Here is a 21,703-nt window from a genome sequence, read left to right as displayed (position 1 = left end):
ATCTTGGCGTACGGACCCGGCGTACCGGTCGCGGTCCGGCGTACCGCGTACCGCGTACTCGCGCTACTTGCGCATGACCTCCGGCTCGTGGCGGCGCAGGAAGCGGGCGACGAGGACGCCGCAGAGCGCGCCGAGGGCGAGCAGGGCGGTGATGTCCATGAGGTAGGCACCGGCCTCGTGGTCCCACAGCGGGTCCGTGCTGCCCGGGTCGTCCGGATTGGGGCTGATCTTGTTGAAGTCCAGCGTGGTGCCCGCGGCGGCGACGGCCCAGCGGGACGGCATCAGGTACGAGAACTCGTTGACGCCGACCGTGCCGTGCAGGATGAACAGGCAGCCGGTGAACACGACCTGGATGATCGCGAACATCACCAGCAGCGGCATGGTCTTCTCCGCGGTCTTCACCAGGGCGGAGATGATCAGGCCGAACATCATCGAGGTGAAGCCGAGCGCCATGATCGGCAGGGAGAGTTCGAGCAGCACCTGGCTGCCCAGGACCAGGCCCTTCTCCGGGATCTCGCGGGACGAGAAGCCGATCGCGCCGACCAGGGCGCCCTGGAGCACCGTGATCATGCCGAGGACGATGACCTTGGACATCAGATACGCCGAGCGCGACAGGCCGGTCGCGCGCTCGCGCTCGTAGATCACCCGTTCCTTGATCAGCTCGCGTACGGAGTTCGCGGCGCCCGCGAAGCAGGCGCCGACCGCGAGGATCAGCAGGACCGTCGTGGCCGTGCCATTCGGGATGATCTTGCCGGTCTGCGGGTTCACGTTGGGCAGCAGGCCCTTGTCCGGGTCGATGAGCAGGCTCACCGCGCCGAGGACCGCGGGCAGGATCAGCATCAGGGCCATGAAGCCCTTGTCGGACGCGATCACCGAGACATAGCGCCGGACCAGGGTGATGAGCTGGGAGCCCCAGCTCTGCGGCTTGGGCGGGCTGAGCGCCTGCGGCGGCGGCATGTGTACGGACTGCGCGGCGACCGAGTCGATGTCCGCGGCGTACATCTGGTAGTGCTGCGAGCCCTTCCAGCGGCCCGCCCAGTCGTAGTCGCGGTAGTTCTCGAACGCGGAGAACACGTCGGCCCAGGTGTCGTAGCCGAAGAAGTTCAGCGCCTCCTCGGGCGGGCCGAAGTACGCCACCGAGCCGCCCGGCGCCATCACCAGGAGCTTGTCGCACAGCGCCAGCTCGGCCACCGAGTGCGTGACGACCAGGACCGTGCGGCCGTCGTCAGCGAGGCCGCGCAGCAGCTGCATCACATCGCGGTCCATACCCGGGTCGAGGCCCGACGTGGGCTCGTCCAGGAAGATCAGGGACGGCTTGGTGAGCAGTTCCAGGGCGACCGAGACGCGCTTGCGCTGACCGCCGGACAGGGAGGTGACCTTCTTGTCCTTGTGGATGTCGAGCTTCAGCTCGCGCAGCACCTCGTCGATGCGCTGGGCGCGCTCCTGCTCGCTGGTGTCGGCGGGGAAGCGCAGCTTGGCCGCGTACTTCAGGGCCTTCTTGACGGTCAGCTCCTTGTGCAGGATGTCGTCCTGCGGGACCAGACCGATGCGCTGGCGCAGCTCGGCGAACTGCTTGTACAGGTTCCGGTTGTCGTAGAGGACGTCGCCCTGGTTGGCGGGCCGGTAGCCGGTGAGCGCCTTGAGCAGGGTGGACTTGCCGGAGCCCGACGGGCCGATGACCGCGATCAGGGACTTCTCCGGGACGCCGAAGGTGACGTCCTTGAGGATCTGCTTGCCGCCGTCGACCGTCACGGTCAGATGGCGCGCGGAGAAGGAGACGTCACCGGTGTCGACGAACTCCTCGAGGCGGTCGCCGACCAGGCGGAACGTGGAGTGGCCGACGCCCACGATGTCGTTCGGGCCGATCAGGACCGTGGACGACTTGGCGATCGGCATGCCGTTGACGTACGTGCCGTTGTGCGAGCCGAGGTCGCGCAGCTCGAAGCGGCCGTCGGGCGTCGACGTGAACTCGGCGTGGTGCCGCGAGACCTGGAGGTCGGAGACCACCAGCTCGTTCTCCAGGGCGCGGCCGATGCGCATCTTTCGGCCAAGCGCGAGCTGGTGGAACGTGGTCGGGCTGCGGTCGCCGTAGACCGGCGGGGCCCCCGCCGCGCCACCGGCCCCCACGCCCGCGCCCGGGCCCTGCTGCTGCGGTACGTGCGCCTGCTGCGGTACGTGCGCCTGCTGCGGCTGCGGCGCCTGGTGCTGCGGCGCCTGGTGCTGCTGCGGGGCCTGCTGCCAGGCCTGCTGCGGCGGCATCTGCTGCGGCTGCGGCTGGTACGGCGCCTGGGGCTGTGCCTGCGCGGCCCAGCCAGGTGCCTCCTGCTGGCCCACCTGACCTCCGGCCTGGCCGGGCTGGTGCGGCGCGGCGTGCTGCGCCTGCTGCGCCGCGCCAGGCGCCGACACGGCCGCGGCCGCCGCGCCCGCCGACAGGACGAACTGCGGGCCGTCCGTCGCGTTGCCCAGATGGACGGCCGAACCAGGGCCGATTTCCATCTGGTGGATGCGCTGCCCGTGGACGAAAGTGCCATTGGTGGACCCGTGGTCCTCAATGACCCAGCTCCGGCCGTTCCAGCTGATCGTCGCGTGCCGCCAGGAGACCCTGGCGTCGTCGAGCGCGATGTCCCCCTGCGGATCCCGTCCGAGGGTGTACGCCCTGGACGAATCCAGCGTCCAGGTCCTGCCATTCAATTCCAGTACGAGTTCCGGCACTCCATGCCCCACTGAGTTGTCCCCCGAGTTGCCCCCATCATGGGGAGTCTAGGGATGTCGAACATCGGGAGGAACTATTTCAGGCGGAGGGCTCTGACCGAAAGTCGGGCCTTGTGAAGACTGCGTACGGGCCACTATGACTGCCCCGTTGACGGGGCAGATACCACCCCGGAAAGTGGTAAGGGCTCTCAGCGGGTGCGGATAGCGGCCATGTCTCGCATTTCACCCAAGTCGGCCTCACCGGCTGTGCTGGCCGTGCTGGCCGTGGTGGCCGGGACGGTGGGGTCGGCCGCGGCTCCCGGTCCGCCGGTCCGCCCGCCCGCGCACGGAGGGCGACGCGCTGCGAGCTCGGGGGGTCTGATGGGGACCGGCGAGTACGAGGACGCCCGGCGGGGGGTGCCGTGGGGCGACGTCCTGCTCTCCGCGGTCGCCGCGGTCAGCTGGGCGCTGATCGGCATGGCGGGCACGGCCGCCCTCGGCCTGCACCTGCTCGGCGCGGACGCGGCCGGGTCGCTGGGGCCGATGACGGCGGCGGCGATCGCCCTCGGGGTCGGCGGCGCCGTCACCCCGTCCGGTGACGTCTCCGCGTTCGGCCTCAAGGGGGCGGAGGCGAACACCGCCATCGACGTCTCACCTCTCGGTGTGGGACTCGTGGGGGCCGTGCTGCTCTCCTTCTTCTTTTTACGCTCCCTGCGCGGCGCGGGCCTGGTGATCTCGCCCGCCGAACTCGCCGCCCGCGCCGGAGCGGTGATCGCCCTCTTCCTCGCCATGCTCGGCGGACTCGCCTGGGCCGGGCACGACGTCATCACGATCGACGGCGCACAACTGGGCCTCGACAAAGGAATGGACAACGGCATCGACAAAGGCGTCGACGGCCTTCCCGACAGCATCCGCGACCGCATCCCCGACGGCCTCAAGGACATCGGCGGCATCGGTGACATCGGCGGGCTGCTCCCCGACCGGCTACGCGGCCTGGTCGACGCGAAGGCCGCGGTCGGCTTCACCGTGGACACCGGCGCCACGCTCCTCGGCGGTGCCGTCTTCGTCACCGGCGTGCTGCTCATCGCGCTGCTGGCCTCGCGCCGCACCCCGCTGCCGCGGGGCTGCGACGCCGTCCACCGGGTGCTGCGGCCCGCCGCGTCCGCGCTGGTCGGCGTGGTGCTGATGGCCGTGGTCGCGGGCCTCGCCGCGGCGGCGTACGCGGCGATCGGCGACGACCATCCGAAGCGGGTCCTCGGCGGCGCGCTCCTCGGCACCCCGAACGGCGTGTTCCTCGGCCTGCCCGTCGGCCTCCTCGTCCCGTACGACGGCGAGGCCTCCGGTGTGCTCACCCGCTTCCTGCCCGACCCCGTCGACGACCTGCTGCGCGACTCCGACGACCCGCTGACGCTCGCCCGCCTCGCCGAACTCGACGGCAGGGTGTGGCTGCTCGGGGTCGCCGCGGTGGTGATGATGCTGTTCGCGGGGGTGCTCACGGCCGTGCGCAGTCCGCTGGGGCGGACGGCCGGGGCGGGTCCGGCCGGGGCGGGTCCGGCCGGGGCGGTACGGGATGACGGGGCCGCCCGGTTCGTGGCGCGGTGCGCCGTGCCGCTCGCCGGGGCCACCGCGGTGGCGCTGCCCCTGATGACCTGGCTCACCGGGGTGTCCGCGGACGCCTCCCTCTCGGTGCTCGGCATCGACACGGTCGGCGCCCGCCTCGACCTGCACGGGAAGGTCGGCATGGCGGTGCTCCTGGGCGCGGCGTGGGGAGCGGCTGCCGGGACGGCCGGTGCGCTGCTCGCGCGGGCGACGGGAGCGGCCGGGGGGCGGGCCGCGCCGTTCGCGTACGGGGTGGGGGGTGCTGGGGCCGGTGCCGGTACTGGTCGGGCGGAGGCCCCGGTGGCGCCGGTGCCCGGCCCGTACCAGCCGAGTACGCCGTACCGGCCGCCGCGCGCCGAGACCAACCCCTATCTGCGTGTGCCGGAGGAGCCGCGGGACGCGGGCCCCCGCGGGGCGGCTCCCCCGCCGGTGAGCGGGGCGCCGACGGTGAGCAACCCCACGACACCACCGCCCCGCAGGCCCCGACGGGGCCCGGAGGGGCCACCGCCGCCACCGCCGCCGCCACCACCGGCGGGCGGGGGGCCTCGGCGGGGCAGGTGAGCGGGGCCGCGCGGTGCGAGGAAGGGGCGCGGTGCACCGGGGCTCGGGCTGAGGCTGGGGCTGGGGCTGGGGCTCTGGGCGATGCCGAGCGTGGCCCCCCACACCCTTCACATGTCCGCCAGGCGGTGTCCGGGGAAAGCGGGGGCCAAGCGGAGGGGAAAGGCCTGTCCGGCAGCCGGACACCCTCGTCGCCCGGCAGGCGGGGCCAGCTACCGTGGGGATCACCATGAGTGCCTCCACGCCCCCCGCGCCCCCGGGCGCCCCGGCACCGGCCGGTGCCGCAGCCGACGCTCCGACGCTCCTTGTGAAGATCTTCGGCAAGGACCGTCCAGGAATCACCGCCGGGCTCTTCGACACCCTCGCCGCCTACGCCGTCGATGTCGTGGACATCGAGCAGGTCGTCACGCGTGGCCGGATAGTGCTCTGCGTCCTGGTCACCGCTCCCCCGCACGGCCTGGAGGGCGATCTGCGGGCCACGGTGCACAACTGGGCGGACTCCCTGAAGCTCCAGGCGGAGATCATCTCGGGCCGGGGCGACAACCGCCCGCGCGGCGTCGGCCGCTCCCACGTCACGGTGCTCGGTCACCCGCTCACCGCCGAGTCCACCGCCGCCATCGCCGCCCGCATCACCGCCACCGGCGGCAACATCGACCGCATCTTCCGCCTCGCCAAGTACCCGGTGACCGCGGTGGAGTTCGCGGTGTCCGGCACCGAGACCGAGCCGCTGCGCACGGCGCTCGCGCTTGAGGCCTCGGCGCTGGGCGTGGACGTCGCCGTCGTCGCCGCAGGCCTGCACCGCCGCGCGCAGCGCCTGGTCGTGATGGACGTCGACTCCACGCTGATCCAGGACGAGGTGATCGAGCTCTTCGCCGCGCACGCGGGTTGCGAGCCGGAGGTCGCGGAGGTGACGGCCGCCGCGATGCGCGGCGAGCTGGACTTCGAGGAGTCCCTGCACGCGCGCGTCGCCCTGCTCAAGGGCCTGGACGCCTCGGTGGTGGACAAGGTCAGGTCCGAGGTCCGGCTGACCCCGGGCGCGCGCACGCTGATCCGCACCCTCAAGCGCCTCGGCTTCCAGGTCGGCGTGGTCTCCGGCGGCTTCACCCAGGTCACCGACGACCTGAAGGAACGTCTCGGCCTGGACTTCGCCCACGCCAACACCCTTGAGATCGTCGACGGCAAGCTCACCGGCAGGGTGACCGGCGAGATCGTGGACCGGGCGGGCAAGGCCCGCCTCCTGCGCCGCTTCGCCCACGAGGCGGGCGTGCCGCTGGAGCAGACCGTGGCGGTCGGCGACGGCGCGAACGACCTCGACATGCTCAACGCGGCCGGTCTCGGCGTCGCCTTCAACGCCAAGCCGATGGTCCGCGAGGCCGCGCACACCGCGGTGAACGTGCCCTTCCTCGACACCGTCCTCTATCTCCTCGGCGTCACCCGCGAAGAGGTCGAGGCCGCGGACATGCACCTGGACCACGACTAGCGGGACCGGTCGTCGCCGCTCACGCGTGACCGAGGCCCGGCACCCCCTTGGTGCCGGGCCTCTCTCACGGACCGGAGGGTGCTACTCGGACGGCGCCCAGTAGTCCACCAGCGTCGCCGTGCCCGGTTCGAGGCTCTTCCACGATCCGGTGTAGGTCAGGACGGCGAACGCGGCCGTCGGGAAGCCGCGGCGGTTCATCCGCACCTGGGCGTCGCCCTCGGCCTCTCCGGCGAGGACGTCGGCGAGGCCGTGGACGCCGGGGTTGTGGCCGATGAGGATCAGGTCGCGCACGTCGTCCGGTGTTTCGTTGAGCACGGCGATCAGCTCGCCGGGGGAGGCTTCATAGACCCGGTCCTCGTACACGGTCCGGGGGCGCTGCGGGAGCTCCTGGACGGCGAGCTTCCAGGTCTCCCGGGTCCGGACGGCGGTCGAGCACAGGGCCAGGTCGAAGGCGATGCCGCTGTCGGCGAGCTTGCGGCCGACGACGGGGGCGTCCTTGCGGCCGCGCTCGGCGAGCGGACGGTCGTGGTCGGACACCTGGGGCCAGTCGGCCTTCGCATGCCGGAGAAGGACAATCCTGCGGGGTTCTGCGACGCTCATGGGTCCCAGCTTCGCATGAAACACGCCACCGGGCGCAGGGAGTTGACGGGGTCTCCCGACAGGGGTGACGAGGCCTTCACAGCGTGACGTACGAGGTCGGAGGGCGGTCAGAGGTCGGTCAGAGGGCGGTCGGGGGTGCCGGGTGAGGCGGGCGGGCGGTGGTGCCCGCTTCCCTGGCGGTGGGCTGGGGCGGCCTCAGAAGGCGGCGCTCAGGACGGACTGGATGCGGTCGAGGACGTGGGCGAGGAAGGGCTCGCCGCCGCCGGTCGCCGCGTGCGCGTCCGCGGGGTTCAGGATCAGCAGGAGGAGGGCCGCGAAGGCGATCGCGGGCAGGGCTATGGCCCACCAGGGGAGCTGGATCTCGACCCCGGCCGGTTCCGCCCGGGGTGCCGGGTCGGGTCGGGTGTGCGCGCGGGCCGCCATGCCGCCTCCAGGGTCTTCGAGTGCTCCCGGCCGCGTCCTCGCGGCCACATCTCGAAGGTACGGAACCGGGGCCTCTCAACCCATCCGGTGATCCACCCAGATAACCCTGACACTGACCCCCTAGGGGATGGTAGGGCTAGCCCTACCATCCGGCTGCTGAGAAGGCGTCAGGGTGACGCCACGGTGGCGACGATGCCAATGATCACGGTGATGGCCAGCATCGCGCCCAGCACGATGAGCAACTTCTTCTGGCCGTTCTGGGGGTTCGGGTCGAGCACGGGCATACGGCAAGTCTCGCACCCTCTCCTCGCCGGGGGCGTGGCGGGGGGCGGTCCGTCCGGCGGGCCCGGGGCCGCGTCGCGCGGGTACGGCGGGGCCGGGGCCGCCAGCCGGGGGGCAGCGCCGGTGGCACCGGACACCGGCGGTGGCCCCGGCAGCCGACCAGCCCCGTGCCGAGCCCGACAGCCGCTCAGTCCGTGCCGAGCCCGGCAACCGCCCAGCCCCATGCCGAACCCGACAGCCGCTCAGTCCGTGCCGAGCCCGACAGCTACTCAGCCCCGTGCCGAGCCCGGCAACCGCTCAGCCCCGCGTCGCGCGGGACGCCCGCGCCGCCGCCTCGTCCTCCACCGTGCGGTCGCGGCCCGCGAGGACGCCGATGAGGATCTGGGGGACCATCAGGGCCGCCATGAGGGCGATCGGCAGGCCCCAGCCGCCGCTGTGCTGGTAAAGGACGCCGACCAGGAGCGGGCCGGGGATGGAGATCAGATAGCCGGTGCTCTGCGCGAAGGCGGACAGCTTGGCCACGCCCGCGCTGGTCCTGGCGCGCATGCCGACCATCGTGAGGGCCAGCGGGAAGGCGCAGTTGGAGATGCCGAGCAGCACCGCCCACGCCCAGGCGCCGCCCGCCGGAGCCACGTACATGCCGAGGTAACCGGCGAGACCGCACACGCCGAGCGCGGCGACGGCCGGGCCCTGGTGGGGCAGGCGCGTGGCGACCCGGGGGATGACGAAGGCCAGCGGCACGCCCATCGCCATCGTGACGGCGACCAGCACGCCCGCCAGGCCCGCCGAGACGCCCGCGTCGCGGAAGATCTGCGCCATCCAGCCCATCGTGACGTACGCGGACGACGCCTGGAGCCCGAAGAAGACGGCCAGGGCCCACGCGGTGCGGCTGTGGGTGATGCGGAACCCCTCGTCCCGCTCCCCCTCGGCCGCCGTGGCCCGCTCCCCGTCGGCCCCCGCGTCCCGCTCTCCCTCGGCCACCGGGGGCCGGGCCCCCGCCCGCGCCGCCTGCCGCGCCGCGCGCCAGTCGGTGCGGGACAGCACGAGCCACGGCAGGAACGCCAGCGCGGGCAGCACCGCCCACACCGCGAGACCCGTGCGCCAGCTGCCGCCGAGGGCGTCGGTCATCGGCACGGTCAGGGCGGCGGCGAGCGAGGTGCCGAGCGCGAGCGCCATCGAGTACAGGCCGGTCATCGGGCCGACCCGGTCGGGGAACCAGCGCTTGACGATCACCGGCATCAGGACGTTGCTGACCGCGATGCCCATCAGCGCGAGCGCGCTGGCGGCGAGGAAGCCCGCGGTGGAGCCGAGGAAGGGCCGCAGGACCAGGCCCGCGGCGATGGCGGCCATGCCCGCGCACACCACAGTGGCGGGCCCGAAGCGGCGAGCGAGGCGCGGCGCCATGACGCCGAACGCCGCGAAGCACAGCGTCGGCACCGACGTGAGCATCCCGGCGACGGTGCCGCTCATGCCGAGCCCGTCCCGCACCTCTTCGAGGAGCGAGCCGAGGCTGGTGATGGCGGGCCGCAGGTTCAGCGCGGCCAGGACGATGCCGACGGGGATCAGGCGCAGCGCCCATGTGCGCGCGGCGGCGCTCCGCGCGTCCGCGCCCTTCGCGTCCGCCCCAGGGCCGCCCCCGGGCGCGCTGGGCACGGCGGCCGCCCCCTCGGGCGCCTCCGCGTCCGTACAGGCCGTGGTCTCGGAGCGTGCCGATCCGTCCGCCGTCCGGGTCTGCGCGCCCGTCGGCGGTGTGGTCGCCGGTATCGGCGCCTTCGTCTTCGTCGTCTCCTCACGCACCATGGTGCCATCATAGAATCATGGGATGATTGGTTGTCCAATCCGTTTCCCGGCCATCGGCCCCGGGCCCCGTACTCGTACGCGTACCTGTATGAAGGAACGTCGGCCCCGGCCCCCGTACGAAGGAACGTCATGCCGCTGACCACGCCCCGTCGCTCCGCGCTCTCCGAGCAGGTCATCGCCGAGCTGCGCAACCAGATCTCGTCGGGCGAGTGGCCGGTCGGCTCCCGCATCCCCACCGAGCCCGAGCTGGTCGAGCAGCTGGGCGTGGCCCGGAACACGGTCCGCGAGGCCGTGCGCGCCCTCGCCCACAACGGCCTGCTCGACATCCGGCAGGGCTCCGGCACCTATGTGATCGCGACCAGTGAGCTGGCGGGCGTGATGCACCGCAGGTTCGCCGACGCCGACCCCACGCACATCGCGGAGCTGCGGTGCACGCTGGAGGCGAGCGGGGCGCGGCTCGCGGCGCGGCGGCGCACGGACCGCGACCTGCGGCAGCTGGACGCGCTGCTCGCGCAGCGCGAGGCGGCCTGGGAGTCGGGCGACGCGGAGGCGTTCGTGGCGGTGGACGCCACGTTCCACATGGCGGTCGTCGCGGCCTCGCACAACGAGGTGCTCACCGCGCTGTACGCGGACCTGAACGAACTGCTGCGCGCCTGGCTGCGCCTGGACGTGGGCGAGGAGCTGACGCCGGAGAGCTACATGGACCACGACCGCCTCGTGGCGGCCATCCGGGCGCGGGACGCGGAGACGGCGGCGGCGGAGGCGGCCAGCTACCCGTACCAGTGCCACCGTCGGCACACGGACGCCGGGGACCAGCCGGACTCCGCCGACCTATCGGACGCCGGGGACCTGTCGGACGCCGGGGACCTGTCGGGCGCCGCGGGCTGAGGCCCGGCTACCGCTGGTGGCTGACCCACACCGCGCGGATCTCCTTCCAGCAGCGCCCGGTGAGCCGCACCGTCATGGCGGGCCCGGCCGCGACGGGGCGGCTGTCGCTGTCGAGGTCCCACCACCGCTCGCACTCCACGTGCAGCCGGACCCGGTCGGTGTCCGGGTAGGGGTTGTGGCAGTACGCGACGGCCTGGGAGCCCACGACGCTGCTGCGGCACTCCGCGCCGAACGGCCGTGCCGCGGCCGCCCGCCGGGCCCGCTCGGCCGCGCTTCCGGCGTCGTCGGCGCCCCCGCCGCGCGCGGCCTGCGCGGCGGCGTGGGACACGGCGTCGTACGGCAGCGTGCTCAGGAGGGCGAGGGCGGCGAGCGCCGCACCAGGGGACCAGCGCACACTCCAGGGTGCGCGGCACCGGCCCGCGCCCGCGCGACGGGCGGGCCGAACGGGCGACGCCCCGCCCCCGCGCGTACGCGGGAACGGGGCGTCGGCACCGTACGAAGAGCCCGTACGAAGAGCCCGTAGAGAGAAGGGCTCAGGCGCCCATCATGTGCACGCCGCCGTCGACGTGGATGATCTCGCCGGTGGTCTTCGGGAAGAAGTCCGAGAGCAGCGCGACGATGCCGCGGCCCGCGGGCTCCGGGTCGGCCATGTCCCACGTGAGCGGGGAGCGGGTGTCCCAGACCTTCGCCAGCTCGGTGAAGCCCGGGATGGACTTGGCGGCCATGGAGCCGATGGGGCCCGCCGAGATGAGGTTGCAGCGGATGTTCCGGGAGCCCAGGTCGCGCGCCAGGTAGCGGTTGGTGGCCTCCAGGGCGGCCTTGGCCGGGCCCATCCAGTCGTACTGCGGCCAGGCGAACTGCGCGTCGAAGGTGAGGCCGACGACCGAGCCGCCCTCCTCCGGCATCAGCGGCAGGCAGGCCATGGTGAGCGACTTCAGGGAGTACGCCGAGACGTGCATGGCCGTGGCGACGGACTCGAACGGCGTGTTCAGGAAGTTGCCGCCGAGGGCGTCCTGCGGGGCGAAGCCGATGGAGTGGACGAGGCCGTCGAGGCCGCCCAGCTCCTCGCGGACGACGCCCTCCAGGCGGTCCAGGTGCTCCTGGTTGGTCACGTCCAGCTCGATGACCTTGGCGGGCTTGGGCAGCTTCTTGGCGATGCGCTCGGTGAGCGTGGGCCGCGGGAACGCGGTCAGGATGATCTCGGCGCCCTGCTCCTGCGCGACCTTCGCGGCGTGGAAGGCGATGGAGGACTCCATCAGCACGCCCGTGATCAGGAGCCGCTTGCCGTCGAGAATTCCGCTCATGGTGATCAGTGACCCATGCCCAATCCGCCGTCAACCGGGATGACGGCTCCAGTGATGTACGAAGCGTCGTCCGAGGCCAGGAACCGCACGGTGGCGGCGATCTCCTCGGGCTGCGCGTAACGGCCGAGCGGCACCTGCGACACGATGTTCGCCCGCTGCTCTTCCGTGAGCGCCTGGGTCATGTCGGTGTCGACAAAACCGGGCGCGACGACGTTGAACGTGAGGTTGCGCGACCCGAGCTCCCGGGCGAGCGAGCGCGCGAAACCGACCAGGCCCGCCTTGGAGGCGGCGTAGTTCGCCTGGCCCGGCGAGCCGTAGAGGCCCACGACGGAGGAGATGAGGACGACGCGGCCCTTCTTGGCGCGCAGCATGCCCCGGTTGGCCCGCTTCACGACGCGGAAGGTGCCGGTGAGGTTGGTGTCGAGGACGGACGTGAAGTCATCCTCGGACATGCGCATCAGGAGCTGGTCCTTGGTGATGCCCGCGTTGGCGACGAGCACCTCGACCGGGCCGTGCTTCTCCTCGATCTCCTTGTAGGCCTGCTCCACCTGCTCGGCGTCGGTGATGTCGCACCTGACGGCGAGCACACCGGCCGCGGTGAGGTCCTGGGGCGGCTCACCCGAGCGGTAGGTGATCGCGACCTGGTCGCCCGCGTCGACGAACGCGCGGGCGATGGCGAGGCCGATGCCCCGGTTTCCTCCAGTGACGAGAACCGAGCGGCTCAACGGATCACCCTTCTCCTTGACGGTGTGGTCACTCGAAAACCTATCGGTCCCGTACCCGATCCGGGGAATCGGCGACCGACAGTGGCATGAAGTGCTCACTGTTGGATCCCTACAGAAGGGTGCGTGCCGCCACCGCGGAAAGGTATGGCCGAGCGGCCGGTCGGCGCGCGATGATCGGACGTGACCGACGCCCCGGGGCGGCCGCGGACGGGGGCCGACCACGGCGGGCCGGAGCCCACCACTGGTGACAGCAGGGAGACTTTCCGTGCCTCATTCGATCGATGAAGCCTTCACGGCGCTGCCGCTGAGGGCCCTCGCCGACGCCGCGCTCGCCCGCGCGCGGGCGCTGGGCGCCGAGCACGCGGACTTCCGCCTGGAGCGGGTGCGCGGCGCGGCCTGGCGGCTGCGGGACGCGCGGCCCGCCGCGTCGTCCGACACCACGGACCTGGGCTACGCGGTGCGGGTGGTGCACGGCGGCGCCTGGGGCTTCGCCTCCGGCGTCGACCTGACGATGGACGCGGCGGCGCGGGTCGCGTCCCAGGCCGTGGCGATGGCGAAGCTGTCGGCGCGGGTCATCGAGGCCGCCGGGTCCGACGAGCGGGTGGAGCTGGCGGACGAGCCGGTGCACGCCGACAAGACGTGGGTCTCCTCGTACGACATCGACCCGTTCCAGGTGCCGGACGAGGAGAAGACGGCGCTGCTCGCGGACTTCAGCGCGCGGCTGCTCGCCGCCGAGGGCGTCGCGCACGTGGACGCCTCGCTGCTCACCGTGCGCGAGAACAAGTTCTACGCGGACACGGCGGGCACGGTCACCACACAGCAGCGGGTGCGCCTGCACCCGCAGCTCACCGCGCACGCGGTGGACGAGTCGAGCGGCGAGTTCGACTCGATGCGCACCCTCGCGCCGCCGGTCGGCCGGGGCTGGGAGTACCTGACCGGCACCGGCTGGGACTGGGACGACGAGCTGGCCCGGATCCCCGGCCTGCTCGCCGAGAAGATGCGCGCCCCGAGCGTCGAGCCCGGCCTGTACGACCTGGTGGTCGACCCCTCCAACCTGTGGCTGACGATCCACGAGTCCATCGGCCACGCCACGGAGCTGGACCGCGCCCTCGGCTACGAGGCGGCGTACGCGGGCACGTCGTTCGCGACCTTCGACCAGCTCGGCAAGCTGGCGTACGGCTCGTCCCTGATGAACGTGACGGGCGACCGCACCGCCGAGCACGGCCTCGCGACCATCGGGTACGACGACGAGGGCGTGGCTGCGCAGTCCTGGGACCTGGTCAGGGACGGCACCCTGGTCGGCTACCAGCTGGACCGGCGCATCGCGCGGCTCACCGGCTTCGGGCGCTCCAACGGCTGCGCGTACGCCGACTCCCCCGCGCACGTGCCGGTGCAGCGCATGGCGAACGTCTCGCTCCAGCCGGATCCGGCGGGCCGGTCCACGGAGGATCTGATCAGCGGCGTGGAGCGCGGCATCTACGTGGTCGGCGACCGGTCGTGGTCCATCGACATGCAGCGGTACAACTTCCAGTTCACCGGGCAGCGCTTCTACCGGATCGAGAACGGGCGGCTCGCGGGGCAGCTGCGCGATGTCGCCTACCAGGCGACGACCACGGACTTCTGGGGGTCGATGGCCGCGGTCGGCGGCCCGGAGACCTATGTCCTGGGCGGCGCCTTCAACTGCGGCAAGGCCCAGCCGGGCCAGATCGCCGCGGTCTCCCACGGCTGCCCCTCGGCCCTCTTCACGGGCGTCAACATTCTGAACACCACGCAGGAGGCCGGGCGATGACCGCGCGTACGAGCAAGCCGCACGAGATCGTCGAGCGGGCCCTTGAGCTGTCCACCGCCGACGGGTGCGTGGTGATCGCCGACGAGGAGTCGACGGCGAACCTGCGCTGGGCGGGCAACGCCCTGACCACCAACGGCGTCACCCGGGGCCGCACCCTCACCGTCATCGCCACCGTCGACGGCGCCCAGGGCACCGCGTCCGGCGTGGTGTCCCGCTCGGCGGTCACCGCGGACGACCTGGAGCCGCTGGTGCGGGCCGCCGAGGCCGCCGCGCGCGGGGCCGGGCCCGCGGAGGACGCGCAGCCGCTGGTGACCGGCGCCCCGGCCGCCCCCGACTTCACGGACGCCCCGGCCGAGACGTCCTCGGCGGTGTTCGACGCGTTCGCGCCCGCGCTCGGTGAGGCGTTCGCCCGCGCCCGCGCGGGCGGCCGCGAGCTGTACGGCTTCGCCAGCCACGAGCTGACCTCGACCTACCTGGGGACGTCGACGGGGCTGCGGCTGCGCCACGACCAGCCGACCGGCACCCTGGAGCTGAACGCGAAGTCGCCGGACCGCGCCCGCTCGGCGTGGGCGGGCCGGGCCACGCGGGACTTCAAGGACGTGGACCCGGGCGCCCTCGACGAGGAGCTGGCCCGGCGGCTCGCCTGGGCCGAGCGGCGCGTGGAGCTGCCCGCCGGGCGGTACGAGACGCTGCTGCCGCCGACCGCGGTCGCCGACCTGCTGATCTACCAGCTCTGGTCGGCGGCGGCCCGGGACGCCGCCGAGGGCCGCACGGTGTTCTCCAAGCCGGGCGGCGGCACCCGCGTCGGCGAGCGGCTCGCGCGGCTGCCGCTGACCCTGCGCAGCGACCCGAGCGAGCCGGGCCTGGAGGCGGCGCCGTTCGTGATCGCGCACTCCTCGGGCGACTCGGCGTCCGTCTTCGACAACGGCCTGCCGCTGGTGCCGACGCGGTGGATCGACGGCGGCGAGCTGACGCGCCTGACGACGACCCGGCACAGCGCGGCCCTGACCGGCCTGCCGGTGGCCCCGGCCGTCGACAACCTGATCCTGGAGGGCGGCTCGGACCGCTCCCTGGAGGAGATGGTCGCCGCCACCGAGCGCGGCCTGCTGCTCACCTGCCTGTGGTACATCCGCGAGGTGGACCCGGCGACGCTGCTGCTCACGGGCCTGACCCGGGACGGCGTGTACCTGGTGGAGAACGGCGAGGTGGTCGGCGAGGTGAACAACTTCCGGTTCAACGAGTCGCCGGTGGACCTGCTGTCGCGGGCCAGCGAGGCGGGCCGTACCGAGCGGACGCTGCCGCGCGAGTGGGGCGACTACTTCACCCGGGCCGCCATGCCCGCGCTGCGGGTGCCGGACTTCCACATGAGTTCCGTCAGCCGGGGCGTATAACCTCGTAGACCGCACCCCGCGCACCCCCGAGGCGCGCGTACTGATCACTCCCGAGGAGACAAGAGACCCGTGACGGACATCGTCGACGAGCTGAAGTGGCGGGGGCTGTTCTCCCAGTCCACCGACGAAGAGGCACTGCGCAAGGCGCTCGCGGACGGTCCCGTCACGTTCTATTGCGGCTTCGACCCGACCGCGGCCAGCCTGCACGTCGGGCACCTGGTGCAGGTCCTGACCGTGCGCCGCCTCCAGCTGGCGGGCCACCGCCCGCTGGCCCTGGTGGGCGGCGCCACCGGCCAGATCGGCGACCCGCGCCCCACGGCCGAGCGCACCCTGAACGACCCGGAGACGGTCGCGAACTGGGTGAGCAGGCTGCGGACCCAGATCGAGCCGTTCCTGTCCTTCGAGGGCGAGAACGCCGCGGTGATGGTGAACAACCTGGACTGGACCGCGGGGATGTCCGCGATCGAGTTCCTGCGGGACATCGGCAAGCACTTCCGTGTGAACAAGATGCTCACCAAGGAGTCGGTGGCCCGCCGCCTGGAGTCGCAGGAGGGCATCAGCTACACGGAGTTCAGCTACCAGCTCCTCCAGGGCATGGACTTCCTTGAGCTGTACCGGCGCCACGGCTGCGTGCTCCAGACCGGCGGCTCCGACCAGTGGGGCAACCTCACGGCGGGCATCGACCTGATCCACCGCCTGGAGCCGGAGGCGACGGTGCACGCCATCGCCACGCCGCTGATGACCAAGGCGGACGGCACCAAGTTCGGCAAGACCGAGGGCGGCGCCGTCTGGCTCGACCCGGAGATGACCACGCCGTACGCGTTCTACCAGTTCTGGCTGAACGTGGACGACCGGGACGTCACCCGCTACCTGCGCATCCTGTCGTTCAAGTCCCGCGAGGAGCTGGCGGAGCTGGAGCGGCAGACCGAGGAGCGCCCGCAGGCGCGGGCCGCGCAGCGCGCGCTCGCCGAGGAGCTGACGACCCTGGTGCACGGCGCCGACCAGTGCGCCGCCGTGATCGCCGCGTCGAAGGCCCTGTTCGGCCAGGGCGACCTCGGGGACCTGGACGCGGCGACGCTGGCCGCGGCGCTGTCGGAGCTGCCGCGCGCCGAGGTCGCCGAACTGGGCCCGGTCGTGGACCTGTTCGCCGAGGTCGGCCTGGTGGCCAGCAAGTCCGCCGCGCGCCGCACGGTCAAGGAGGGCGGCGCCTACGTGAACAACGTCAAGGTCGCCGCCGAGGACGCCGTCCCGGCCCGCGAGGAGCTGCTGCACGGCCGCTGGCTGGTCCTGCGCCGCGGCAAGAAGAACCTGGCGGCGGTGGAGTTCACGGGCTGACGCCGTCGCTCCCGCACGGGGGAGGGGCCGGTCCTGGTGGACCGGCCCCTCCCCGTGTGCCCGCGCTGTCAGGTCGTGCGCCTGTTGCCCCTGACCGCCTTGTACAGCATGTCGCCGACCGCCACGACCACGAGTGCCGCGACGAGCTGGAGCGCGTGCCGCCCCCAGTCGATGCCCTTGGTCTCGTCGATGCCGAACCCGGCCGCCAACGAGTTGCCGATCACCGCGCCGATCATGCCGAACACGGTCGTCAGCCAGAGCGGACTGTGCTGCTTCCCCGGCAGGATCGCCTTGGCGAGCAGTCCCAGCACGAAGCCCACGATGATCGCCCACAACCAGCCCATAGCTGCCTCCTCAGACGGCTCGACATGAGCATTACGCTCAGTGTCGGCCCATCCGCCGTACGGCGCATGTCGGGCGGGGCCGTACGTGGCGTGACGCAGCGGATACGCCGTGGCATGGCGAGCCCCGGTCTACGCGGCTGCGCAGCCGCGGCGTAACGTGGTGGGGCGTCCAGGCCGGGGAGAGTCTGGCGGGAACGGGCAGGCGGTGGAATGTGATGCGGAAGCGGAGCGGCACGGAGGTCTTCCGGATCACCGGAGCCCGCCAGGGCCTCGCGGAGGACGTGCGGGGCCGCCAGCGCCGGTATGTGATCTCGATGAGCGTCCGTACTGTTTCGGTCATTGCCGCCGCGGTGCTGTGGAACGTCGAACGCCACGTCGCTCTCGTCGCGCTGGTGCTCGGAGTGCTCCTGCCGTACGTCGCCGTGGTGATCGCCAACGCGGGCCGGGAGAACGCGCCGTCGCTTCCGTCAACCTTCGTACCGGCGCCGTCGCGGCCGATGCTGGCCTCCGCGCCACCACCCGATCGGGCTGCGGAACCGGTCCCGGAGGACGCCGTCCACCCGGGTCGGAGCCAGCCGCACGCGCCGTCGCGCGAGCAGGGCTGACCGTCGAGCTTACGCCAAGCTCAAGAAATGCTCAGATCAATCATGGAGTTCCGGTGCCAGGCGGCCGGTTCCCCGTGACATACTTCGTACGCGCTCCGCATCCCCCGTCGGAGCGACAGACCGACGCCGGGCAGCTCCCCCGTGGCTGCTCGGCGTCGCCTTGTTTGGGATGACTTACGTGACCGACGAAACCCCCCTCTGTTCCGCCAAGGGCTGCCGCGCCGACGCGGTCTGGGTGCTCGCGTGGAACAACCCGAAGCTGCACACTCCGGACCGGCGCAAGACCTGGCTGGCCTGCGAGGAGCACCGCGAGCACCTGTCCCAGTTCCTCGGTGTGCGCGGCTTCCTCAAGGACGTCGTCACGCTGGCCGACTGGGAGCGGGACCGGGGGGCGTCAGCCGCCGATCGCTGACATGGGGCGCTCCGGCTGGAGGAACGCCGGGTCGTCCAGGCCCGATCCCGCCTTCTTGCCCCACATGGCGAGCTTCCAGACGCGGGCGATGTCGTCGTCCGAGCCGTGCTCGGCGCGCAGCGCGGCCCGCAGGTCGGTCTCCTCGGTGGCGAACAGGCAGGTGCGCACCTGGCCGTCGGCGGTGAGCCGGGTGCGGTCGCAGGCCGCGCAGAACGGGCGGGTGACGGAGGCGATGACGCCCACGCGGTGCGGGCCGCCGTCGACGAGCCAGCGCTCGGCGGGCGCGGAGCCGCGCTGCTCGGTGCCCTCCGGGGTGAGGTCGAAGCGGGTGCGCAGCGAGGCGAGGATGTCACCAGCCGTGATCATGCCGTCGCGCTTCCAGCCGTGCTGGGCGTCCAGGGGCATCTGCTCGATGAAGCGCAGCTCATAGCCCTGCTCGAGGGCCCAGGCGAGGAGGTCGGGGGCCTCGTCGTCGTTGAGGCCCGGCATCAGGACCGTGTTGACCTTCACCGGGGTGAGGCCCGCGTCGCGGGCGGCCGCGAGGCCTTCGAGGACGTCGCGGTGGCGGTCGCGGCGGGTGAGGGTCTTGAAGACGTCGGGGCGCAGCGTGTCCAGGGAGACATTGACCCGGTCCAGGCCCGCGGCCTTGAGGGCGGCGGCCGTGCGCCCCAGGCCGATGCCGTTGGTCGTCAGGGACATCCGGGGGCGCGGGTCGAGGGCGGCGCAGCGCTCGACGATGCCGACGAGGCCGGGGCGGAGCAGCGGCTCGCCGCCGGTGAAGCGGACCTCCTCGACGCCGAGGCGGGTGACGGCGATGCCGACGAGGCGGACGATCTCGTCGTCGGTGAGCAGATCGGGCTTGGCCAGCCACTGCAGGCCCTCTTCGGGCATGCAGTACGTACAGCGCAGATTGCAGCGGTCGGTCAGCGAAACCCGCAGATCGGTGGCCACTCGGCCATACGTGTCGATGAGCACGTGGGCCCCCTCCCCGGTCCGGATCGGTGCGTCGGCGACGGTTCGTCCTGTGACCATGAGCCTACGTGACCCCACTGACACCGACAGAGACCGATCCCACCACGTGGGACGCGGCCGCGTCGTAGGGATCTACGACACGGCCGCGCCGGGGGCCGGGGCGGGGGCGCGGGTCAGTGCGCGCCGGTGCCCGTGAGGGAGCGCACCTCCAGCTCCGCGTACTTCTTGGTGTCGGGCTCCTCCTTGGACAGGACGGTGCCGAGCCAGCCGAGCAGGAAGCCGACGGGGATGGAGATGATGCCGGGGTTCTCCAGCGGGAACCAGTGGAAGTCGACGCCCTTGAACATGGAGGTCTTCGCGTTGCCGGAGACCACCGGCGAGAACAGCACCAGGAACACGGCCGTGAACAGGCCGCCGTAGATCGACCACAGCGCGCCCTGGGTGGTGAACCGCTTCCAGAACAGGCTGTAGAGGATCGTCGGCAGGTTCGCGGACGCGGCGACGGCGAAGGCGAGGGCCACCAGGCCCGCCACGTTCAGGTCGCGGGCGAGGGCGCCGAGGGCGATGGAGACGACGCCGATGAACACGGTCGCCCAGCGGGCGGCCTTGACCTCCTCCTTCTCGCTGGCCTGGCCCTTCTTGATGACGTTGGCGTAGATGTCGTGGGCGAACGACGAGGATGAGGCGAGGGTGAGGCCCGCGACGACCGCGAGGATCGTGGCGAAGGCGACGGCGGAGATCGTGGCGAGCAGGATCGCGCCCCAGTTGGAGTCGACGCCCCCCAGGTGGAGGGCGAGCAGGGGGGCCGCGGTGTTGCCCGCCGGGTTGGAGTCGGTGATCTCCTTGGGGGTGATCAGGGCGGCGGCGCCGAAGCCGAGGGCGATCGTCATCAGGTAGAAGGCGCCGATGATGCCGATGGCCCAGTTCACGGACTTCCGGGCGGCCTTGGCCGTGGGCACCGTGTAGAAGCGGATGAGGATGTGCGGCAGGCCCGCGGTGCCGAGGACCAGGGCGATGCCGAGCGAGATGAAGTCGATCTTGGATGTCGTCGTGAGGCCGTACTTGAGGCCGGGCTCCAGGAACGGCGCGCCCTTGCCGCTGTTCTCGGCGGCGGTGCCGAGCAGATCCGAGATGTTGAAGTCGAACTTCAGGAGCACGAGGAAGGTCAGCAGGAGCGCGCCCGCGATGAGCAGGACGGCCTTGACCATCTGCACCCAGGTGGTGCCCTTCATGCCGCCGATGGTGACGTACACGATCATCAGGACGCCGACCAGGGCGACGATGCCGATCTTGCCGCCGTCGCTGGTGATGCCGAGGAGCAGCGAGACGAGGACGCCCGCGCCCGCCATCTGGGCCAGCAGGTAGAAGATCGACACGACGATGGTGGAGGTGCCCGCGGCGGTGCGCACCGGGCGCTGGCGCATGCGGTAGGCGAGGACGTCGCCCATGGTGTAGCGCCCGGAGTTGCGCAGCGGCTCGGCGACCAGGAGCAGGGCGACGAGCCAGGCCACGAGGAAGCCGATGGAGTAGAGGAAGCCGTCGTAGCCGAACAGGGCGATGGCGCCCGCGATGCCGAGGAAGGACGCGGCGGACATGTAGTCGCCGGAGACGGCGAGGCCGTTCTGGAAGCCGGTGAACTGCCGTCCCCCGGCGTAGAAGTCGGCGGCGCTCTTGGTCTGGCGTCCGGCCCAGACGGTGATGACGAGGGTGGCGACGACGAAGACGGCGAACAGGCTGATGATCAGCGGCCGGTGCTCGCTGGCCTCGCCCGCGGCGAGGACGGCGGCGCCCGCGTCGGGGACGGCCGAGGCGTTCAGGGTGCTCAGGGTGCTCATGCGCCGCCCTCCATCCGGGACTTGATGGCCTCGGCGCGCGGGTCGAGCTTGGCCGCGGCGTGGCGCGAGTACCACCAGGCGATGAGGAAGGTGGTGAGGAACTGGGCGAGTCCGAACACGAACGCCACGTTGATGTTGCCGAACAGCTTGTTGCCCATGAAGTCACCGGCGTAGTTCGACAGGAGCACGTACAGCAGGTACCAGGCGATGAAGGCGATCGTGAGGGGGAACGCGAACGAGCGGTGGGCGGTGCGCAGTTCACCGAACTCCTGGCTCTGCTGCACCTCGACGAACTCCTCCGTGGAGGGGGTCGGAGGCAGGGATTCGGTGCCGCCCTTCGATGGTGGGGGTGCGTCGGGGGCCACGGAGTCTCCTCGTGGTGCGGGGGTGGTTGGGGTTGGCGGTGGGCCGGACGGGGGCGTGGGGACGTCAGGGGCCGACTCGGGGACGGACTCAGGAACGGAAGCGATGTGGTCCATGCGCTCTCTGCTTCGGGAGTGACACGGATCACGTGGGCCGCGGTTGGTGATGCTAAGCCCAGGGAGACGTGATCCGACAGGGGGTTGATGTTGCGTCTGTCGGCTGTTCAACGTCACGGCGGCGCGCCCGACTCGGTTCGCCGTGCCGGTTTCCCTGGTTTCTTCACACGGTCATTGCTGGCCAAGGAGTC

Annotated in this window: 20 protein-coding genes; 8 read left to right on the top strand and 12 right to left on the bottom strand. The window is 72.1% G+C overall.

Annotated features, from left to right (window positions below):
* Positions 1-63: 63 nt before the first annotated feature.
* Positions 64-2,724 (bottom strand): FHA domain-containing protein, encoded by a 2,661-nt coding sequence (locus tag ACOBQU_RS30370; RefSeq protein ID WP_423631428.1) that lies wholly within the window; start codon positions 2,722-2,724, stop codon positions 64-66.
* Between the two features lie 348 nt (positions 2,725-3,072).
* On the opposite strand from ACOBQU_RS30370, the gene ACOBQU_RS30365 reads away from it, so the two are divergent.
* Positions 3,073-4,851 (top strand): streptophobe family protein, encoded by a 1,779-nt coding sequence (locus tag ACOBQU_RS30365; RefSeq protein WP_423631426.1) that lies wholly within the window; start codon positions 3,073-3,075, stop codon positions 4,849-4,851.
* A gap of 226 nt (positions 4,852-5,077) precedes the next feature.
* Complete coding sequence (gene serB, locus ACOBQU_RS30360) at positions 5,078-6,328, top strand: phosphoserine phosphatase SerB (protein ID WP_423631424.1); 1,251 nt, start codon at positions 5,078-5,080, stop codon at positions 6,326-6,328.
* 81 nt (positions 6,329-6,409) lie between these two features.
* Here serB and ACOBQU_RS30355 read toward each other — a convergent pair whose 3' ends face one another.
* The 4 genes from ACOBQU_RS30355 to ACOBQU_RS30340 all read right to left on the bottom strand — a co-directional run bounded on the left by ACOBQU_RS30355 (position 6,410) and on the right by ACOBQU_RS30340 (position 9,433).
* Entirely contained in the window at positions 6,410-6,928 is a 519-nt protein-coding gene (locus ACOBQU_RS30355) for a SixA phosphatase family protein (protein ID WP_423631422.1), read from the bottom strand.
* Positions 6,929-7,123: 195 nt separating this feature from the next.
* Positions 7,124-7,351, bottom strand: coding sequence for a hypothetical protein (locus tag ACOBQU_RS30350; RefSeq protein WP_423631421.1), 228 nt, complete (start codon positions 7,349-7,351; stop codon positions 7,124-7,126).
* Positions 7,352-7,518: 167 nt separating this feature from the next.
* Positions 7,519-7,635 (bottom strand): SGM_5486 family transporter-associated protein, encoded by a 117-nt coding sequence (locus ACOBQU_RS30345; RefSeq protein ID WP_106967776.1) that lies wholly within the window; start codon positions 7,633-7,635, stop codon positions 7,519-7,521.
* Positions 7,636-7,930: 295 nt separating this feature from the next.
* Positions 7,931-9,433 carry a CynX/NimT family MFS transporter gene (locus ACOBQU_RS30340; RefSeq protein ID WP_423631419.1) on the bottom strand — a complete coding sequence of 501 codons (1,503 nt, stop codon included), beginning with the start codon at positions 9,431-9,433 and terminating at the stop codon, positions 7,931-7,933.
* A gap of 129 nt (positions 9,434-9,562) precedes the next feature.
* Between ACOBQU_RS30340 and ACOBQU_RS30335 the strand changes: the two genes are divergently transcribed.
* Positions 9,563-10,321, top strand: coding sequence for a FadR/GntR family transcriptional regulator (locus ACOBQU_RS30335; protein WP_423631417.1), 759 nt, complete (start codon positions 9,563-9,565; stop codon positions 10,319-10,321).
* A gap of 7 nt (positions 10,322-10,328) precedes the next feature.
* Here ACOBQU_RS30335 and ACOBQU_RS30330 read toward each other — a convergent pair whose 3' ends face one another.
* The 3 genes from ACOBQU_RS30330 to fabG form a co-directional block, all read right to left on the bottom strand.
* Complete coding sequence (locus ACOBQU_RS30330) at positions 10,329-10,715, bottom strand: hypothetical protein (protein WP_423631415.1); 387 nt, start codon at positions 10,713-10,715, stop codon at positions 10,329-10,331.
* 139 nt (positions 10,716-10,854) lie between these two features.
* Complete coding sequence (gene fabI / locus ACOBQU_RS30325) at positions 10,855-11,625, bottom strand: enoyl-ACP reductase FabI (protein WP_423631413.1); 771 nt, start codon at positions 11,623-11,625, stop codon at positions 10,855-10,857.
* Between the two features lie 5 nt (positions 11,626-11,630).
* Complete coding sequence (gene fabG / locus ACOBQU_RS30320) at positions 11,631-12,350, bottom strand: 3-oxoacyl-[acyl-carrier-protein] reductase (protein WP_423631411.1); 720 nt, start codon at positions 12,348-12,350, stop codon at positions 11,631-11,633.
* 265 nt (positions 12,351-12,615) lie between these two features.
* Here fabG and ACOBQU_RS30315 point away from each other — a divergent pair, with 265 nt between their 5' ends.
* The 3 genes from ACOBQU_RS30315 (at position 12,616) to tyrS (ending at position 16,865) form a co-directional block, all read left to right on the top strand.
* Complete coding sequence (locus ACOBQU_RS30315) at positions 12,616-14,139, top strand: TldD/PmbA family protein (protein WP_423631409.1); 1,524 nt, start codon at positions 12,616-12,618, stop codon at positions 14,137-14,139.
* Positions 14,136-15,530 (top strand): metallopeptidase TldD-related protein, encoded by a 1,395-nt coding sequence (locus tag ACOBQU_RS30310; RefSeq protein ID WP_423631407.1) that lies wholly within the window; start codon positions 14,136-14,138, stop codon positions 15,528-15,530. Before ACOBQU_RS30315 ends, ACOBQU_RS30310 begins: the two co-directional genes overlap by 4 nt.
* Positions 15,531-15,599: 69 nt before the next feature.
* On the top strand, positions 15,600-16,865 hold the full coding sequence (gene tyrS, locus ACOBQU_RS30305) for a tyrosine--tRNA ligase (protein WP_423631406.1): 1,266 nt from the start codon (positions 15,600-15,602) through the stop codon (positions 16,863-16,865).
* Positions 16,866-16,933: 68 nt separating this feature from the next.
* On the opposite strand, the gene ACOBQU_RS30300 is transcribed toward tyrS, so the two are convergent.
* Entirely contained in the window at positions 16,934-17,209 is a 276-nt protein-coding gene (locus ACOBQU_RS30300; RefSeq protein ID WP_423631404.1) for a GlsB/YeaQ/YmgE family stress response membrane protein, read from the bottom strand.
* Positions 17,210-17,424: 215 nt separating this feature from the next.
* On the opposite strand from ACOBQU_RS30300, the gene ACOBQU_RS30295 reads away from it, so the two are divergent.
* Positions 17,425-17,814 (top strand): DUF3099 domain-containing protein, encoded by a 390-nt coding sequence (locus tag ACOBQU_RS30295; protein WP_423631402.1) that lies wholly within the window; start codon positions 17,425-17,427, stop codon positions 17,812-17,814.
* 169 nt (positions 17,815-17,983) lie between these two features.
* Positions 17,984-18,226, top strand: coding sequence for a hypothetical protein (locus ACOBQU_RS30290; protein ID WP_423631400.1), 243 nt, complete (start codon positions 17,984-17,986; stop codon positions 18,224-18,226).
* Here the strand turns inward: ACOBQU_RS30290 and moaA are convergent.
* From moaA to ACOBQU_RS30275, 3 genes are all read right to left on the bottom strand, one after another.
* Positions 18,209-19,201 carry a GTP 3',8-cyclase MoaA gene (gene moaA, locus ACOBQU_RS30285; protein WP_423634806.1) on the bottom strand — a complete coding sequence of 331 codons (993 nt, stop codon included), beginning with the start codon at positions 19,199-19,201 and terminating at the stop codon, positions 18,209-18,211. The genes ACOBQU_RS30290 and moaA overlap by 18 nt on opposite strands.
* Positions 19,202-19,371: 170 nt before the next feature.
* Positions 19,372-21,033 (bottom strand): solute symporter family protein, encoded by a 1,662-nt coding sequence (locus tag ACOBQU_RS30280; RefSeq protein WP_423631398.1) that lies wholly within the window; start codon positions 21,031-21,033, stop codon positions 19,372-19,374.
* On the bottom strand, positions 21,030-21,398 hold the full coding sequence (locus ACOBQU_RS30275; protein WP_423631396.1) for a DUF485 domain-containing protein: 369 nt from the start codon (positions 21,396-21,398) through the stop codon (positions 21,030-21,032). Before ACOBQU_RS30275 ends, ACOBQU_RS30280 begins: the two co-directional genes overlap by 4 nt.
* Positions 21,399-21,703 lie beyond the last annotated feature (305 nt).

Source organism: Streptomyces sp. G45 (assembly GCF_049542095.1).
Lineage (GTDB): Bacteria > Actinomycetota > Actinomycetes > Streptomycetales > Streptomycetaceae > Streptomyces.
Note: the sequence above shows the minus strand (reverse complement) of the source record. Positions and strands in the feature narration are given on the sequence as shown.